We start from the raw sequence: 14,924 nt of genomic DNA, 5'->3' as shown, positions 1-14,924 counted from the left end.
GTATCATCCGTCGGATGCAAACGACCAACCCCTCGGGCAGGCTCCAAGTCGTCATCGTCGGCTGCGGATTCGGCGGGCTCGAAGCCGCGCGCAAGCTGCAGAACGCCGACGTCGACGTGACGGTGATCGACAAGACCAACCACCACCTGTTCCAGCCGCTGCTGTACCAAGTGGCCACCGCGGGGCTGGCGGCACCGTCGATCGCGGCGCCGGTGCGTTCGCTGTTCCGCAAGCAACCGAACATCACCACGCTGCTGGGCGAAGTGAGCGGCATCGACCCGTTCACGCGATCCGTGCACCTGGCCAACGGCGACCGCGTGGCGTACGACCACCTCGTCGTTGCGGCGGGTGCCACGCACAGCTATTTCGGGCACGACGAATGGGCCAGCGTGGCGCCGGGGCTGAAGACGCTGGCCGATGCCTTCGAGATCCGCCGCCGCGTGCTGCTGTCGTTCGAGACCGCCGAGATCACGGCCGACCTGGAGCGCCGCCGCGCCCTGCTCACCTTCGTGGTGATCGGCGCCGGTCCCACGGGCGTGGAAATGGCCGGCACGCTGGCCGAGATCGCCAAGCACACGCTGTCGGGCGAGTTCCGCCACATCGACCCCGGCAGCGCGCAGGTGCTGCTGGTCGAGGGCGGCCCGCGCGTGCTGCAGGCCATGCCCGAGTCGCTGAGCCAGAAGGCGCTCGAGCAGCTCGAAAAGCTCGGCGTCGAGGTGCGGCTCAACGCGCGCGTGACCGCCATCGATGCCACCGGCCTCGAGGTGCAGACCGGCGGCGGCGCGGACGGTGCCCCGGTCACCAGCTACCGAATCGATAGCAGCTGCGTGGTGTGGGCGGCCGGCGTCGCGGCCTCGCCGCTGGGCCGCATGCTGGGCACGGCCACCGGCGTCGAATGCGACCGCGCCGGGCGCATCAAGGTCGAGCCCGACCTGAGCCTCACCGGCTACCCCGAGATCAGCGTGGTGGGCGACCTCGCCGCCGCCATGAGCCATGCGCCCGACAAGCCGCCCAAGCCCGTGCCCGGTGTGTCGCCCGGCGCCAAGCAGATGGGGCGCGCGGCGGCCGCCAACATCCTGCGCCGCATCGCGGGCCAGCCCACGGTGCCGTTCCGCTATGCCGACTACGGCAACCTCGCCACCATCGGGCGCAACTCGGCCGTGGTCGACCTGGGCACGCCCTTCGGCCCGCTGCGTTTCAGCGGCCGGCTCGCGTGGCTGTTCTGGCTGTTCGCGCACGCGTACTTCCTGATCGGCTTTCGCAACCGCATCGTCGTGATGATGGATTGGGCCGGCGCCTACTGGAGCTTCCGGCGCAACGCGCGCGTGGTGGCCGACGTGCAGGGCAAGAGCGAGTCCTGACGCTCACCTCCCCAGGAGAACGCGCGATGTCGCTTGCCCTGTGGACCGTGTGGCATGCCGCCAAGGCGCTGTTCTGCCTCTGGGTGCTGCGCTGGGGCGGCGCCGAGCGGCTCGAGGCCAGCTTTGCCTCCGGCTTCATCAGCAGCTTCGCGCCGCGCTGGAGCGCCGAGGGGTTGCGCATGGCGGCGCTGATCCTGCTGGTGCTCTGCGCCGTCGGCTTCGTGGCCGGCCTGTTCGTGCCCTCGCTGCGCTGCTGGGTCGGCGGCGGCTGCTGACCCCGGCACGCGACGACTTCCCCCGCCCTTCAGGTCCCGATCACGCCGCCGTCGTTCTTGGTGATGGCAATGGTGGCCGAGCGCGGCCGGCCCGCGCCGTCGGGCCACTTCGACACGGCCAGCGGACGCTCGGGGTCGCTGCGCTCGTTGGCCGGCTCGCCCGGATGCTGGATGTTGATGAACAGCGTGCGCAGGTCCGGCGTGGCGGTGAGGCCCGTGATCTCGCAGCCGGCGGGCCCGAGCAGGAAGCGGCGGACCTCGCCCTTCGTCGGGTCGCAGGCCAGCATCTGGTTGTTCGGCAGGTTGGCGTACTCGCCCTTGCCCAGCGTGGAGGTCGACACGTCGGTCTCGATCCACAGCACGCCGCGCGCATCGACCATCAGGCCGTCGGGGCTGCCGAAGGTGTCGCCCTTGATGTTGCCCTGCGCCTCGTAGCGCGTCTGCTTCGGGTCGCCCGCCAGCACGAGGTGGTTCCACGCGAACCTGGTCGCGTCGAGGTCGCCGCTTTCCTTCCAGCGGATGATCTGGCCCATCGTGTTGTTCGAGCGCGGATTGGCCGCGTCCATGAACGGCTGGCCGGCACCGCCGCGGTTGCTGTTGTTGGTGAGCGTGCAGTAGACCTCCTTGGTGAGCGGGTCCACGGTGGTCCACTCGGGGCGGTCCATCTTCGTGGCGCCCAGCAGGTCGCTGGCCTGGCGCGCCTTGATGAGCACGTCGCCCTGCGTGACAAAGCCCTTGTCGGCCACCAGGCCGTTGCGGCCTTGCACCAGCGCCAGCCATTCGCCGGTGCCGTCCACGTCGAAGCGCGCCACGTACAGCGTGCCGTGGTCCAGCAGGTCGCGGTTGGCCGCGGCGCCGCCGGGCTGCACCTTGTCGCGGCTCACGAACTTGTAGATGTACTCGAAGCGCGAGTCCTCGCCCATGTAGATGACGGCGCGGCCGTCGTCGGTGAGCGCGGTGGCGGCGCCTTCGTGCGCGGCGCGGCCCAGCGCGCTGCGCTTGCGCGGCGTCGATGCCGGGTCCTGCGGATCGATCTCGACCACCCAGCCGTAGCGGTTCGATTCGTTCGGGTGCTTCGCCGCGTCGAAGCGTTCTTCATGCTCGTGCCAGCGGTACTTGGCGCCGTTGCCCTTCTTGATGCCCCAGCGCTTGTGGTGCGCGTCGGGCTGGTCGGTGCCTTCGAAGTAGTCGGCGAAGTTCTCTTCGCAGGTGAGATACGTGCCCCACGGCGTGTGGCCGTTCGCGCAGTTGTTGAAGGTGCCCAGCACGCGCGTGCCCGACGGGTCGGCGGCGGTGCGCAGCATGGCGTGGCCGGCGGCGGGGCCGGTCATCGTCATCGGCGTCAGGGCGGTGATGCGGCGCGCGAAGCGCGAAGGCGCCAGCTGCGTCCACTGGCCGGCGTCGCGGCGCAGTTCGATGACCGACACGCCGTGCGCGTTCATCGACTTGCGCACCTTCTCGCGCGTCCAGGTCTTCATGCCGTCGGTGTGCAGCAGGCCGTCGTCGACGTATTCGTGGTTCAGCACCAGCAGGCCGCGGTTCGATCCCTCGAGCGGAAAGAAGGCCATGCCGTCGTGGTGCATGCCGGCCTGCAGCGCCTGTTCGTCGGCGGTGTTGGAGCCGTCGGCCTTGAAGGCGGGCATCGCGCCCGCGATGCCGGTGGCGTCGCCCCAGCGGTAGAGCACCTGCGTGCTGTAGCCCTCGGGCACGACCACCTTGTCGACCGCCGCCATCGGCACGCTCTTGAAGCCGATCGCGCGGCCCAGCGAGCTCACGTTGCTTCCCGCCGTGGTGGCGCAACCGGCCAGCGTGCCGGCCGCCAGCGGGCCGAACAGGCCGGCCACCGCGGCCGCCATGCCGCCGCGCACGAACACGCGCCGGCTCGGGTCGGACACGTCGTGGATCGTGGGGTTGGCGGAGGGGTTGGAATCCTCCATGCGGTCGAAGTCTTTGGCCATGTTCTTCTCGTGGGGGTGTGCGGGAAGCGGCGATGGTGTCGCCGTCCCGTGAATCCGCCGTGACATGGCCGGGTGGCCAGAGCCTCGAGGGGCCGGAAGCTCAAGCGCTCAGAAGAAACTGCCCCAGTGCGGCTGCTCGTTGCGCTGGCGCTTGCGCCAGTCCCAGGGCGGCGTGGGCTTCGAGTCGGCCCACAGGCCCAGGTGCCGCCCGCGCGCGCTGTCCTGCAGCTTGAAGAGGCCGCCGCCGCGCTTGGTGGCCAGGCGGTTGTAGTCGTACACCCAGGCCCAGCCGTCGGCCACCATGCGGCTGCCGGCGTCTTCGCCGTTGCAGCTCACGTCGGCCACGGTGCGCCCGTACCGGTCGGTGTCGATCTGGGTGATGAGCGCCTTCTCCTGAAAGCAGATGTCGCTGAGCGCCTGCTTGCTGCGCTGGCCGTAGGGCTGCGCCTTCTCGGGCGCGTCGATGGCGGCGATGCGGACCTTCACGCGCTCGTAGGCGCCGATGCGTCCGCAGCGCGCGGTGAGCGTGTCGCCGTCGCTGATGCCCACGACCAGGCAGGAGCGCGGTGCGGCCTGGGAGAGCGCGGGGAAGAGGGAGAAAGCCAGAAGGCCGGAAACGGAGACAACGAAGCGAAGGGAGCGAAGGGAGCGAAGGGAGCGAAGGGAAAGTAGCGCGCGAAAGTGCATGAAGGAGCCGGAGATAGGCAGAATGGCCGGACCGATCGAGGCTAAGTGATCCGCACGCCCGGAGGGATCGGGACACAGACTTTTTCTTTCTTGCGAACCGCGCTTCGAAGGAGACACCTCATATGCAGGAACCCACCCAGGACGACTGGTTTTTCGCGGCAAACGACGCGTGGGACGCCGGCGCGCACAAGAAGGCACTGTCGCTGTTCCTCAAGGCGGCGGCCGCGGGCGAGACCCATGCGCTCAACAGCGTCGGCTACTTTCTCGACCACGGTATCGGCGTGAAGCAGGACAGCGCCGCCGCGCGCGACTGGTACCGCAAGGCCGCCAAGGCCGGCGACATCGCGGGCTGCGCCAACCTGGCCATCTGCTACCGCGACGAAGGCAACTTCCGCTGGGCCCGCTTCTGGTTCGAGCGCGCCTACGCGCAGGGCGACGGCGACGCCGCACTCGAACTCGGCCGCCTCTTCCTCTGGGAAGGCCCGAACCAGAACCACCGCAAGGTGGTCGACTACCTGACGAAGGCGGTGGCCGCCTCGCATGTCAGCGTGGACGGGAAGAAGGAAGCGGGGAAGCTCCTGAAATCTCTGGGCCGAAAGTGAGGGGCCCGCCGGCCACCGCCAGCACCGTCGACTAGGGCCAGCCCTGGCCTCACTTCGCTGCGTTCTCGTCGTCCTGCAGGAACCGCCACATCACCTTGCCGCTGCCGCTCTTGGGCAGCGCGTCGACGAACTGCACCTTGCGCGGGATCTTGTAGACCGCCATGTTCTCGCGGCACCAGTCGATGATCTCCTGCTCGGTGGTGTCCTTGTGCGTGGGGCGCAGCACCACCACGGCCTTGACCGACTCGCCGCGGTAGGCGTCCTTGGTCGAGATGACGCAGGCCTCCTGGATCGCGGGGTGGCGGAACATCAGCAGCTCGACCTCGGCCGGCCACACCTTGAAGCCGCTCGCATTGATCATGCGCTTCAGGCGGTCGGTGATGAAGAAGTAGCCGTCCTCGTCCATGCGGCCCATGTCGCCCGAGCGGAAGAAGCGCCTGCCCTCGAACTCGACGAACGCTGCGGCGGTGGCGTCGGGGCGCTTCCAGTAGCCCTGGAACACCTCGGGGCCGTGGATGATGATTTCGCCCGACTCGCCGATGGGCATCTCGGCCAGCGTGTCGGGGTCGACCACGCGCGCGTCGGTGCTCATGAACGGGATGCCCAGGCATTGCTGCTTGGGGTTGTCCGACGGGTTGGTGTGCGAGGGCGCGGCGGTCTCGGTCAGGCCGTAGCCCTCCTGGTACTTCAGGCCGTACTGCTCGAACAGGCGCTGCGCCACGGCCTGCGGCATGGCCGCGCCGCCGCCGCCGATGTAGTTCATGCTCGACAGGTCGTAGCTCGCGAAGTTCGGGCTGGCCATGAGGTCGATGACCATGGTCGGGATGTTGGTCCAGGCCGTGACCTTCCAGCGCGAGATGAGCCGGCCGGCCACGTCGCGGTCCCAGCGCGGCATGATGATCAGCGTGGCCGCCGCCAGCACCGCCGTGTGCATCATGCTCACCACGCCGGTGATGTGGAACATGGGCACCACGGCCAGCACCACCGCCTCCGAGGTCGACCCGCCCCACAGCTGGCCGGCCATCGCGTTGTGCATCAGGCTCGAATGGTGGTGCACGCAGCCCTTGGGCAGGCCGGTGGTGCCGCTGGTGTAGGGCAGCAGCGCCATGTCGTTGGCGCCCACCACGTGCGCGGGCGCCGGGTGGCCCGCGGCCAGCGCGTCGGTCCAGGCCAGCGCCTGTCCGCCTTCCAGCGCGGGCAGCGGGTGGCGGGTGGTGAGCCAGTCTTTCCAGGCCGGTGCCGGGGCGTCCTCGCCCGACACGCCGGCGTCGAAGGCGTCGGTGAACTGGGTCACGATCATGTGGGCGAGCCGCTGCCCGGGCGGCAACGCGTTGCTGGCCTTGGCCAGCTCGCCGGCCAGGTCGCCGGTGATGATGGCCACCTTGGCGTCGGGGTCGGTGATGTAGTGCTTGAGCTCCTCGGCCCGGTTCATCGGGTTGACCGGCACCACCACCGCATTGGCGCGCAGGATCGCGAAATGCGCGATCACCAGCTGCGGGCAGTTTTGCATGTCCAGGATCACGCGGTCGCCGCGCTGCACGCCCAGCGCATGCAGCGCGCCGGCCAGGCGCTCGGCCTGGTCCGCGAACTCGCGGTAGCTGAGCACCCGTCCGAAGAACACCAGCGCGGGCTTGTCGGGGTAGCGCGCGGCCGAGGTGGCCAGGTTGTGCCAGAGGGAGGTGGCGGGGACGGTGATCGAATGCGGGAGGCGTTTGGGCCAGAACTTGTAATGCGGGCGTGGTTGCATGGTGAGAACAGGCGGGGAAAAGGGAAAGCGGGAGGAACGAAGAAAGGCAAAACGGCAAAAAACGCCGCAAGGCGATTGCCCGCCAGCCTAAGCCGCCACGGCCGCCGCTCCCATCGGGGAAGCCCCCGGAACGTCGCCAAGGTGACGCCCTTTTTTCTCACTTCCAGCGCAACCGCCCCTCCCCCTTCCGGTCGACCCCGCACGCGCCGTGCGACTACAGACAGCCAGCGGTTTCTGGGCGATACCTGCCGTTCCCTCCAACCACCACCCGCACCGAAGGAATCGACATGGCAGCAGACAAGCACGCAAGCGTTCACTGGGAAGGCGCCGGCAAGACCGGCAAGGGCCAGATCAGCACCGAGACCGGTGCCCTGAAAGACTACCCCTACGGCTTCGCGAGCCGCTTCGGGGACGACAAGCGCGGCACCAACCCCGAGGAAATCGTCGGCGCGGCGCACGCCGCCTGCTTCACCATGGCCTTCGCCTTCGCGCTCGAGGCGGCCGGCCTCGCCGCCACCCGCATCGACACCAAGGCCGCCGTGCGCCTGGCCAAGGACGGCGACGGCTTCAAGATCGACCGCATCCAGCTCGAGCTGGACGCCGCCGTGCCCAACCTCGACGAGGCGAAGTTCCAGCAGATCGCGGCCGCCGCCAAGGCCGGCTGCCCGCTGTCGAAGGCGCTGGCGAGCGTGCCCGAGATCACGCTGAAGGCCACGCTGGCCAGCTGACCCCGCTGCTTATGATCGTCTCCCAATAAAAAGGAGACGGATCATGAACACCCCCATCCGGACCGCGCTCGCGGTCTTTTCCTTGGCCGTCGGCAGCGCGGCAGCACCCGCGTGGGCGGCCTACCCCGACAAGCCGATCAAGGTCGTCATCGGCTTTCCGGCCGGCGGCCCGCTCGACCAGCACGCGCGCCTGCTCACCGACAAGCTGCAGGCCGTGCTGGGCCAGCCGCTGATCGTCGACTACAAGCCCGGCGCGGGCGGTTCGGTGGGCGCCGACGCGGTCGCCAAGAGCCCGGCCGACGGCTACACGCTGATGCTGTCCAACACCGGCGTGGCCGTGATCAACGGCGCGCTCTACAGCAAGCTGCCCTACAACACGCAGCGCGACTTCGTGCCCATTGCGCGCACCGCCATGCAGCCGCTGGCGCTGCTGGTCACGCCCAAGCTGCCGGTGCAGAACCTCAAGCAGTTCGTCGACTACGCCAAGGCGCGGCCCGGCCAGGTCAACTACGGCTCGGCCGGCAACGGCGGCATCAGCCACCTGGTGCCCGAGATGTTCAAGACCGCCACGGGCCTGTTCATGGTGCACATCCCTTACCGCGGCAGCGCGCCGGCCTTCACCGACCTGATGGGCGGGCAGGTGCAGTTCATGGCCGAGTCGATTCCGCAGGCCGCCAACTATCACAAGCAGGGCAAGGTGCGCGCGCTGGCCGTGACCAGCCGCGAGCGCAACCCCGCCCTGCCCGACGTGCCGACCGTGATCGAGTCCGGCTTCAAGGGCTTCGAGGTGGTGGGCTTCTACGGCTTCCTGGCGCCGAAGGACACGCCCAAGGACGTGGTCGCCAGGCTCAGCGACGCCTTCAGGCAGGTGCTGAACAGCCCCGAGGTGCGCGACCGCATGGTGAGCCAAGGCGCCGACCCGGCCTTCCTGGGCAGCGAGGATTTCGCGCGTTTCCTGGCAACGGAAACGCCGCGCTGGGAGCAGGCGGTGAAGGCTTCCGGCGCGCGGATGGACTGACGCGAGGCCCATCGCCCCCCGCCGCAGCCTGCCACCCGTGATCAGTTCGGCGTGGCCGCGTGCCGCTCCAGCTGCGCGCGGCTCAGCAGCTCGATGCTGCGGTAGCGCACCCGCAGCGTGCCGTCTTCTTCCCACAGCTTGAGCTGCCGGTTCACGCTCTGGCGCGACACGCCGAGCATGAACGACAGGTCTTCCTGCGACACGCCCAGCAGCGTGCCGCCGCCCTCCCCCGGCCCCTGGCCGTGCGCATCGAGCGTGAGCAGGCGGTGCGCGAGCCGCACGGGCAGCGGCATCAGGATCACGTCGTCGATCCACGCCAGCGCCTGGCGCAGCCGCAGGCACACCAGCCGCGTGAAGGCCGTGTGCACATCGGCATGCTCGGCCACCAGGCGGTGGAAGTCGGCCGCCGCCACCACGGCCATCTCGGTCGTGTCGACCGCGCAGGTGTCGTAGACGCGCTCGCGCCCCACCAGCAGCGACACCTCGCCGAACCAGTGGCCGGGCTCGAGCATGGCGATCACCGCCTCGCGCCCGCCCGGCGCCACCACGCTCACGCGCAGCGAGCCGCCGACCACGCCGAACAGCGCATCGGGCGACGAGCCCTTGTGAAACAGCGACTCCCCGCGCGCCAGCGTGCGCCGGTGCGCCACCGCGAGCAGGCGCTGCTGCACGTCGTCGGCCAGGCGCATGTCGCTGTTGTGCACGGGTGAGGGCTGTGCGTCCGGCTCGGTGTGGCTCTGTGGCGTGGGCGTGCGTGGCATCGCGGGTTTGTCCGTAGCGGCGATTGCCAACACCGGACAGTCTTGTTTGTGGGGCGTGCCGATAGTACGCAGCGAGCCCGGTGCGGCGCATTCGCAGCAACCCGAGGCCCTGCCATTCACTGTCACATGGAGCACACCCCGATGAACGCCCCCACCGAACTTCAAGCCCGCCGCGAGCGCCTCGTGCTCGACCATTTCGCCGACGAGACGCGGCAGGACTTCGACGCCGTGCTCGGCACCTTTCCGCACCCGCACTACGAGCTGATTCCCAGCGGCGAGGTGCACGACGGCATCGCGGACGTGCGTCAGTACTACATCGACACGCGCCGCGCCTTTCCGGACCAGCGCCACGAGATCATCCAGCTGCGCCATGCCGAAGACTCGGTCATCGTCGAGTTCTGGCTGCTCGGCACGCACCGCGGCCCGCTCAAGGGCATTCCGCCCACGGGCAACAGCTTTCGCTGCCGCATGAACGCCTTCTTCATCTTCGAGGGCGACCGGCTGGTGTGCGAGCGCGTGTACTTCGACACCCTCACGATGCTGCGGCAACTGCTGGTCGGCGTGCCGGCGGCACAGGTCGGCGCGCTCGTGGGCAGCCTGCTGGGCCAACCCGCACCGGCCCCTGCCGCCGAAGCAGCCGCGGCATGACCGCCCTGCGCAACGACGCGCTGAACGGCCGCCACGCCATCGTGACGGGCGGTGCGCGCGGCATCGGGCTGGCCATCGCGCGGCGCTACCTGGCGGCCGGCGCGAGCGTGGCGTTGTGGGACCTCGACGCGGCGTTGCTCACCGGCGCGCAGCAGGCGCTCGCCCCGCTCGGCACGGTGAGCGCCGAGCTTGTTGATGTGCGCGACGAAGCGCAGATCGCACGTGCGGCCTCGCAGTCGCAGGAGCGCTTCGGCGGCATCGACATCCTCGTCAACAACGCGGGCGTGCTCGGGCCCACGGTGCCGGCGTGGGAGCACACGCCCGCGCAGTGGCGCAACGTGCTCGACGTCAACCTCACGGGCGCGTGGCTGTGCTGCCGCGCGGTGGCGCCGGTGATGCTCGCGCAGCGGCGCGGGCGCATCGTCAACATCGCATCGGTCGCGGGCAAGGAAGGCAACGGCTTCAACGCCGCGTACTCGGCGTCGAAGGCGGGGCTCATCGCGCTGACCAAGTCGCTCGGCAAGGAGCTGGCGTCGGCGGGCGTGCTGGTGAACTGCATCACGCCGTCGGCCGCCGACACCGAGGTGTTCGCGGCTGTACCTGCCGAGCACCGTGAACAGTTGCGCACCGCGCTCTTGTCGCGTGTGCCTATGGGGCGCTTTGTCGAGGTCGATGAGGTGGCTGCCATGGCTGCTTGGCTTGCTTCTGACGACTGCTCCTTCAGTACGGGCGCTGTGTTCGATATTTCTGGGGGGCGGTCGATGTACTGAAGGGAGCCGTTCGGAGTGCTCGCCGATCAACCAGAGCTCCGAACACGCTCACGTCGATGGGGTGCCTTGCGCAGCGAAATAAAGGAGGAGGCCGCAGGCCGGGGGACATTCGCGGAGCAAGGTACCCCGTCGGCGTGAGCGCTCCCCGAATGCCTCCAAGCACATCGATCCAAAGAACAAGCATTCATTTCCAGGAGACGATCATGATCCGAGACCCAGAGCCGACCGGCTTCGCCCAGTTGCCGCACTTCGACGGCACCCGCACCGCCGCCATGCCGCAAGACCGCCTGCGCGCCATCCGCCATGGTGCCGAGGCGCTGCGCGAACAACTGCTGGACGCCCCGCCCGTTCGCTTCGCGCGCAGCTTCAACCTGCTGCGCATTCCCTACCCCGCGTGGTTCGCCTTCACCGGCGTGTACTCGCAACAGCTGCTCAAGCCGCACATGGTGCACTTGCTGGCGCGCACCACGCTGATCCAGTACGACGACTTCGAAGGCCGGCTGCGCACGCTGCTCTTCACGCCCGCCGACTTCGAGGCCGGCAACGAGACGCCCTATTTCAAGCGCCTGAGCGAGCAGACGCCCAGGTTCCTGCACAAGACCATCGCGCCGATCTACCAGACCGTGCCGCAGGCGCTGGCGAGCTGTGGCGTGGCGCCGGAGCAAGTGGACTACATCACCTACGACCACCTGCACACGCAGGACGTGCGACGCTGGCTCGGAAGCGCGGGCGCGCCCGGGCTGCTGCCGAACGCCAGGCTGCTGGTGCATCGACAGGAACTCGCGAACGTGCAAGGACTGCTGCCAGTGCAGGCCGAGTGGTACTGCCCGCACGGGCTCGACGGCGTGGCCCCCGGGCGTGTCGTCGCCTTCGACGGCAGCATCCAGCTGGGCCGCGGCCTCGCGCTGGTGCACACGCCGGGCCATACCGAGGGCAACCATTCGCTGGTCTACCGCACCGCCGACGGGTTGCGCGTGAGCAGCGAGAACGGTGTGTCGGCCGACAGCTGGGCACCACTGCTGTCGCGCCACAACGGCATTCGGCGCTACGCACAGGCCACGGGCGCCGAAGTGATCCTGAACGGCAACACGCAGGAAAGCAGCAACGACCAGTACCTGTCGATGGTGCTGGAGAAAACGCTCGCGGGCACCTCCGCCGCGCACGGGTTCAGCAACGTGGTGCCGTCCAGCGAGTGCTCGCCGCACTGGCTCTTTCCGGGCGCGCCCACCAGCCACCTGTGGGGCGAGACGCGCTTCGGCACGCCGGTGCTCGCCGGCGCCTGAAGGTCGCCAGCAACAACAAGAAAGAGACAACCGATGAACACCGCCACCCTCGACAACGCCAGCACCAGGACGCCGACGCCGGCCACCACCGGCGACGACACCGCCCTCTTCCGCAAGATCACCTGGCGGCTGATGCCGCTGCTGTGCGCCTGCTACGTGCTGAACTACCTCGACCGCACCAACGTCGGCTATGCCCAGTTGCAGATGAAGGAACAGCTGGGGTTCAGCGACGCCGTGTTCGGCCTGGGCGCGGGCATCTTCTTCATCGGCTACGCCGTGTTCGAGATTCCGAGCAACCTGATGCTCGCGAAGATCGGCGTGCGCGCGACCCTGCTGCGCATCATGGGCCTGTGGGGCCTGGCGTCGGCGGCCATGATGTTCGCCACCACGCCCACGCAGTTCTACGTGCTGCGCTTTCTCATCGGCGTGTTCGAGGCGGGCTTTGCACCGGGCGTGCTGTTCTACCTGACGCTGTGGTTCCCCTCGCACCGGCGCGCGCAGGCCATGGCGCTGTTCTTCATGGCCTTCGGTGCCGCGCCCATCGTGGCAGGGCCGATTGCCGGGCTCACCATGACCTACCTCGACGGCGCGATGTCGCTGCGCGGCTGGCAGTGGCTGTTCCTGCTCGAAGGGGTGCCGAGCGTGCTGCTGGGCCTCGCGGCGTTCCGCTGGCTGTCGAACAGCCCGTCGCAGGCGCCATGGCTGTCGCCTGCCGAAAAGCAGCGCGTGGCGCGTCTGCTGGCCGACGACCAGGCCGCCCACGGCGCCACCGAGCGCCACACCTTCGGCGCGGCGATGCGCGATGGCCGGGTGTGGCTGATCGGGTTCATGTCGTTCCTGATCATCCTGGGCATCTACGCGCTCTCGTTCTGGCAGCCGACCATCCTGAAGTCGATGGGGCTCAGCGTGCTGCAGATCGGTTTCTACGCGGTCGTTCCGGCGGCGGCGGGCATTGCGGCCAACATCGTCATCGGGCGCCGCTCCGACCGGCGCAAGGAGCGCCGCTGGCACTTCGCGCTGAGCGCGGTGGTGGGCGCGGCCGGGCTGGCGCTCACCACGCTCTTCATGCACAACGCCGTTGCCGCCGTGCTGTGCCTGGCGCTGGCGTCGATGGGCATCTCGGCCGCGTTCACGGTGCTGTGGTCGGTGCCGGGCACCTTCATGTCGAAGAGCGCGGCGGCCGCGGGCATTGCGCTCATCAGCACCATCGGCGGCAGCGCGGGGCTGGTGGCGCCCATGATGGTCGGGGCGCTCAAGACCATGACGGGTGGCTTCACCGCCAGCCTGTACGTGCTGAGCGGCGCGCTGGTGCTGTCGGCCTTGCTCATGCTGGTGGCACTGCCGGCCAGCGCGCTGGGCCGCGGCAAGGGCGGCGCGAAAGGCTGAGCGCGCCCCATCGCGGGGGCCCCGCGCCGGGGCCATGATCCATTTCGGTGCACACATCTTGCATACCAGTTGGCACAGAAGCTGCTGGTATGCAGGACCATGGCCATCTCCGCATCCGAAATCAGTGCACGCATCGTCGAAGCGGTGATGGCGCAAAAGCTCGCGCCGGGTTCGCGCCTGGGTGAGCAGCAGCTGGCCATGCTGTTCGACTGCAGCCGCACCATCGTGCGGGAGGCGCTCACGCGGCTGGCTGCGCGCGGCATCGTCACGGTGAGCGCGCGGCGCGGCTGGTTCGTCATCGAGCCCTCGCAGGACGAGGCGCGCGAGGCCTTCGAGGCGCGCCGCGTCATCGAGCTGGGCTTGATCCGCAGCGCGGGCAGCACCGGAAAAATCGAGAAGACCGCCCTGCGCCAGCTGAAGGCGCACCTCCAGCGTGAAAAGGCCGCACTGAAAGAAAGCGACGTCGGCAACCGCAGCTTCCTGCTGGGCGACTTCCATGTGTGCCTGGCCGAATGCCTGGGCAACACGCTGCTGGCCGACACGCTGCGCGACTACACGGCGCGCACCACGCTGATCGCCATGCTCTACCAGTCCACGCACGACGCGGTGCAGTCGTGCGAAGACCACGTGCAGATCGTCGCGGCGCTGGAGCGCGGCGACCACGCCGGCGCCGAGGCGCTGATGGCCGCGCACATCGGCACGGTGCAGTCGGCGCTGCGCGTGCAGGCGCCCACCGACCCGCTGGCGCAACTGCGCGACGCGCTGGCGCCGCTGCACAACACCGCCGCCGCGGCGCCCAAGCCGAAAGCCAAAGCCGATCGCCGCAAGGCCGTCCCATCCGCCGATTCCGCTTCCGATTCCGATCCTGATTCTTCGACTTACCTAGGAGCCCTGCTATGACCTTCTCTCTGTCCAAACGCCACCTCGCCCTCGCAGTGGCTTCCATCGCCATGCTGGGCGCCGCCGGCGCCGCCCAGGCCCAGAACGCACTCGACAACGTGCTCAAGGCCAAGACCATCAAGATCGCCGTGCCCACCGACTACCCGCCCTACGGCTCGGTCGACAAGAACATGAAGCCGCAAGGCCTGGACGTGGAAATGGCCGAGCTCATCGCCGCCAAGCTGGGCGTGAAGATCGAGCTGGTGCCCGTGACCAGCGCCAACCGCATTCCGTACCTGCAGACCCGCAAGGCCGACCTGGTGATCTCCACGCTCGGCAAGAACCCCGAGCGCGAAAAGGTGATCGACTTCTCGTCGGCCTATGCGCCCTTCTTCCAGGCCGTGTATGCGGCCAAGAGCATGAAGCTCGCCAGCTTCGCCGACATGGCCGGCAAGACCGTCGCCGTGACGCGCGGCGCCATGGAAGACCAGGAACTGAACAAGGTGGCGCCGTCGAACGTCGACTACCGCCGCTTCGAGGACAACAACGCGACCATCGCGGCCTTCGTGGCCGGCCAGACGCAAACCCTCGCAACCAGCGCGGCAGTCGCCGGCGACATGCTCGCCAAGAATCCGAAGGTGAGCGCCGAGTTCAAGCTGCTGCTGAAAGACAGCCCCTGCTTCGTCGGCGTCGCCAAGGGCGAAACCCCATTGAAGACCAAGGTCAACGAGATCATCGCCGCCGCCAAGAAGGACGGCACCCTGGACGCCATGTCGAAGAAGTGGCTGGGCAAGGCCGCTGGCGACCTGCCCGTCTGATCG

At 68.9% G+C, this 14,924-nt stretch carries 15 protein-coding genes; 11 read left to right on the top strand and 4 right to left on the bottom strand.

The genetic code is table 11. The features are described from left to right. Positions 1 to 14 precede the first annotated feature (14 nt). On the top strand, positions 15 to 1,361 hold the full coding sequence (locus BM013_RS14900; RefSeq protein WP_093128316.1) for an NAD(P)/FAD-dependent oxidoreductase: 1,347 nt from the start codon (positions 15 to 17) through the stop codon (positions 1,359 to 1,361). 26 nt (positions 1,362 to 1,387) lie between these two features. Then, positions 1,388 to 1,636: a hypothetical protein gene (locus tag BM013_RS14895; protein WP_093128315.1), complete on the top strand. Its 249-nt coding sequence runs from the start codon at positions 1,388 to 1,390 to the stop codon at positions 1,634 to 1,636. A gap of 29 nt (positions 1,637 to 1,665) precedes the next feature. Here the strand turns inward: BM013_RS14895 and BM013_RS14890 are convergent, their stop codons facing one another. Both BM013_RS14890 and BM013_RS14885 read right to left on the bottom strand, forming a co-directional pair. Continuing rightward, positions 1,666 to 3,594: a PhoX family protein gene (locus BM013_RS14890; RefSeq protein WP_093128314.1), complete on the bottom strand. Its 1,929-nt coding sequence runs from the start codon at positions 3,592 to 3,594 to the stop codon at positions 1,666 to 1,668. A 108-nt stretch (positions 3,595 to 3,702) separates the two neighbouring features. Next, complete coding sequence (locus BM013_RS14885) at positions 3,703 to 4,143, bottom strand: thermonuclease family protein (RefSeq protein WP_256221510.1); 441 nt, start codon at positions 4,141 to 4,143, stop codon at positions 3,703 to 3,705. 260 nt (positions 4,144 to 4,403) lie between these two features. On the opposite strand from BM013_RS14885, the gene BM013_RS14880 reads away from it, so the two are divergent. Further along, positions 4,404 to 4,883, top strand: coding sequence for a tetratricopeptide repeat protein (locus tag BM013_RS14880; RefSeq protein ID WP_093128310.1), 480 nt, complete (start codon positions 4,404 to 4,406; stop codon positions 4,881 to 4,883). Positions 4,884 to 4,932: 49 nt separating this feature from the next. Here BM013_RS14880 and BM013_RS14875 read toward each other — a convergent pair whose 3' ends face one another. Then, positions 4,933 to 6,630, bottom strand: coding sequence for a long-chain fatty acid--CoA ligase (locus BM013_RS14875; protein ID WP_093128309.1), 1,698 nt, complete (start codon positions 6,628 to 6,630; stop codon positions 4,933 to 4,935). A gap of 287 nt (positions 6,631 to 6,917) precedes the next feature. Here BM013_RS14875 and BM013_RS14870 point away from each other — a divergent pair, with 287 nt between their 5' ends. Together BM013_RS14870 and BM013_RS14865 are read left to right on the top strand one after the other, a co-directional pair. After that, entirely contained in the window at positions 6,918 to 7,358 is a 441-nt protein-coding gene (locus BM013_RS14870) for an OsmC family protein (protein ID WP_093128307.1), read from the top strand. Between the two features lie 43 nt (positions 7,359 to 7,401). Further along, positions 7,402 to 8,376, top strand: a complete 975-nt coding sequence (locus tag BM013_RS14865; protein ID WP_093128305.1) for a Bug family tripartite tricarboxylate transporter substrate binding protein — start codon at positions 7,402 to 7,404, stop codon at positions 8,374 to 8,376. Between the two features lie 41 nt (positions 8,377 to 8,417). Here BM013_RS14865 and BM013_RS14860 read toward each other — a convergent pair whose 3' ends face one another. Beyond that, entirely contained in the window at positions 8,418 to 9,137 is a 720-nt protein-coding gene (locus BM013_RS14860) for a Crp/Fnr family transcriptional regulator (protein ID WP_093128304.1), read from the bottom strand. A gap of 141 nt (positions 9,138 to 9,278) precedes the next feature. Between BM013_RS14860 and BM013_RS14855 the strand changes: the two genes are divergently transcribed. The 6 genes from BM013_RS14855 to BM013_RS14830 all read left to right on the top strand — a co-directional run bounded on the left by BM013_RS14855 (position 9,279) and on the right by BM013_RS14830 (position 14,921). Next, positions 9,279 to 9,785: an ester cyclase gene (locus BM013_RS14855; protein ID WP_093128302.1), complete on the top strand. Its 507-nt coding sequence runs from the start codon at positions 9,279 to 9,281 to the stop codon at positions 9,783 to 9,785. Further along, entirely contained in the window at positions 9,782 to 10,555 is a 774-nt protein-coding gene (locus BM013_RS14850) for an SDR family NAD(P)-dependent oxidoreductase (RefSeq protein WP_093128301.1), read from the top strand. The genes BM013_RS14855 and BM013_RS14850 overlap by 4 nt, the downstream gene beginning before the upstream one ends. Before the next feature lie 203 nt (positions 10,556 to 10,758). Next, entirely contained in the window at positions 10,759 to 11,838 is a 1,080-nt protein-coding gene (locus BM013_RS14845; RefSeq protein WP_093128299.1) for an MBL fold metallo-hydrolase, read from the top strand. 33 nt (positions 11,839 to 11,871) lie between these two features. Beyond that, entirely contained in the window at positions 11,872 to 13,224 is a 1,353-nt protein-coding gene (locus BM013_RS14840; protein ID WP_093128298.1) for an MFS transporter, read from the top strand. A gap of 99 nt (positions 13,225 to 13,323) precedes the next feature. Further along, the gene (locus BM013_RS14835) at positions 13,324 to 14,124 is read left to right on the top strand and encodes a GntR family transcriptional regulator (protein WP_093128296.1); all 801 of its coding nucleotides are present in this window, start codon (positions 13,324 to 13,326) and stop codon (positions 14,122 to 14,124) included. After that, on the top strand, positions 14,121 to 14,921 hold the full coding sequence (locus BM013_RS14830; RefSeq protein WP_093128294.1) for a transporter substrate-binding domain-containing protein: 801 nt from the start codon (positions 14,121 to 14,123) through the stop codon (positions 14,919 to 14,921). The genes BM013_RS14835 and BM013_RS14830 overlap by 4 nt, the downstream gene beginning before the upstream one ends. The last annotated feature ends 3 nt before the right edge of the window (positions 14,922 to 14,924 follow it).

Origin of the sequence: Variovorax sp. OK605 (genome assembly GCF_900115445.1) — a bacterium.
GTDB lineage: Bacteria > Pseudomonadota > Gammaproteobacteria > Burkholderiales > Burkholderiaceae_C > Variovorax.
The sequence above is the reverse complement of the archived record's forward strand: the minus strand, read 5'-3'. Positions and strand labels throughout refer to the sequence as shown.